Annotated in this window: 2 protein-coding genes; one reads left to right on the top strand and one right to left on the bottom strand. The window is 67.2% G+C overall.

Annotation, left to right across the window (positions count from 1 at the left end; translation table 11 throughout):
- Positions 1-484 (bottom strand): RDD family protein (locus NBX02_RS16255; RefSeq protein ID WP_250292051.1); only part of this gene is annotated, 484 nt, incomplete at its 3' end.
- 194 nt (positions 485-678) lie between these two features.
- Between NBX02_RS16255 and glnA the strand changes: the two genes are divergently transcribed.
- Positions 679-2,103: a type I glutamate--ammonia ligase gene (glnA, locus tag NBX02_RS16260; RefSeq protein ID WP_250281823.1), complete on the top strand. Its 1,425-nt coding sequence runs from the start codon at positions 679-681 to the stop codon at positions 2,101-2,103.
- Positions 2,104-2,250: the final 147 nt, after the last annotated feature.

Consider the following 2,250-nt stretch of genomic DNA (forward strand, 5'->3'; position numbering starts at 1 on the left):
GGCCGCTGGCGGTGGCGCGGGCGCGGGCGGGGCCGCGGACGACCACGGTGCCGGCCGCGCGGTCGTGGGTGCCGCGCAGGTCCCGGTCCCAGATGAAGGCGGGGATGGCCAGGGCCAGCAGCACGGTGCGGACCGCGCTCCAGAACCATCCCGCCGGGCGGTGGTCACGCACCCGGACGACCCGGATGCCGATCACGCGCATCCCGATGGTCTGCCCGTTGACCGCGACCAGGACGAGCTCCTCCAGCAGGAAGGCAAGATAGACGGCGAGCCCCCGGGCATTGACGGAGTAGTCCAGCCCGAGCAGCACCGGGACGCCGGCCAGCAGGTTGGCGATGACGGCGTCCACCGCGAACGCGGCCAGCCGGGGACCGGCGCCGACCGCCGAGCCGGGGCCGTCCGCCGGCAGGCCGAGGCGGACACCGGGCGGGGTGTCCCGGGGAAGTTGTGGACCTTCCAGCCAGTTTCCGAGTGCGCGTCCCACGGCGTAAGCCTATGCCCGGCCCCGGGCCCGGCGACCGTCCCGAAAATCCAGTCGCACAGAGTAACAATTTCCTACCGTGTTACAGTCGCGAAACGACTTCGTCATGTTTGCGGAACCATATGGCGTTACGGTCCGCATCTGGGCATGGCGTATCCTTTCTGTCCACACGGCCATGAAGCTCCCTTGGAGGGTGGATGTTCACAAACGCCGAGGACGTACTCCGCTACATCACGGACCAGAACATCGAATTCGTCGACGTTCGTTTCTGCGACCTTCCTGGGATTCTGCAGCACTTCACGATCCCGGTCGAGGTCTTCTCCGCGTCGGTGTTCACCGACGGCCTGATGTTCGACGGGTCCTCGATACGCGGGTTCCAGGCGATCCACGAGTCCGACATGCTGCTGTTGCCGGATCCGACGACGGCCTTCGTCGATCCGTTCCGTGAGCACCGGACGCTCGCGATAACCTTCTTCATCCATGACCCGATCACCCGGGAGGAGTACTCCCGGGACCCGCGCAACACCGCGAAGAAGGCCGAGGCCTACCTGCGGGGCACCGGTTTTGCGGACACCGCCTACTTCGGCCCGGAGGCGGAGTTCTACATATTCGACGACGTACGCTACGACTACAGCCCATACGGCTCCCTGCACGCCGTGGACTCCATCGAGGCGGCCTGGAACACCGCCCGCAAGGAGGAGGGCGGGAACCTCGGCTACAAGCCCCGGTACAAGGGCGGGTATTTCCCGGTCCCGCCGACCGACCACTTCACCGACCTGCGCTCGGAGATGACCCGGACGCTGATCAGGGCCGGGATCACCGTCGAGATGCAGCACCACGAGGTGGGCACCGCCGGGCAGGCGGAGATAGACATCCGTTACGACACCCTGCTGCGGACCGCCGACAACCTGATGCTCTACAAGTACATCATTCGCAATGTCGCGGTCGCCCGTGGCAAGACCGTGACCTTCATGCCGAAGCCGCTCTTCGAGGACAACGGCTCCGGGATGCACGTCCACCAGAGCCTGTGGCAGGGTGACGAGCCGCTGTTCTACAGCGAGAGCGGCTACGGCGGCCTGTCGGAGCTTGCCCGCTTCTACATCGGCGGGCTGCTGCACCACGCGCCGGCGCTGCTGGCGTTCACCAACCCGACCACGAACTCCTACCGGCGGCTGGTGCCGGGTTACGAGGCACCGGTCAACCTGGTCTATTCGGCGCGTAACCGTTCGGCCAGCTGCCGCATACCGCTCAGCGGCGTCTCGCCCAAGGCGAAGCGGATCGAGTTCCGGGTCCCCGACCCGAGCTGCAACCCGTACCTGGCCTTCGCCGCGATGCTGATGGCCGGCCTGGACGGGATTCGTAACAAGATCGAGCCGCCGGACCCAATCGACAAGGACCTCTACGATCTTCCCCCGGACGAGCTGGCGGCCGTGCCGCAGGTGCCCGGATCGCTGGAGAAGGTGCTCGACGCGCTCGAGGAGGACCACGAGTTCCTGACCGACGGGAACGTCTTCACCCCCGACCTGATCGAGACGTGGATCGACTACAAGCGCAAGAACGAGGTCGACGCGATCCGGCTCCGGCCGCATCCGTACGAGTTCCAGCTCTACTACGACATCTGATCCGCTACGGTATCTGATCCGGTACGGCATCTGACGGGCCGGCGCCCCGGTCCCGGAGCGGATCCCGGGCCGGACGCACGATCCCAGAGGCCCGGCGGGACATCCGGCGGCCGGGGCCGGCGGCGGGGACATCCCGCGCGCCTACCC

The sequence above is a fragment of the Protofrankia sp. CiP1_Cm_nod1 genome, assembly GCF_920888515.1.
In the GTDB taxonomy this organism is placed as follows: domain Bacteria; phylum Actinomycetota; class Actinomycetes; order Frankiales; family Frankiaceae; genus Protofrankia.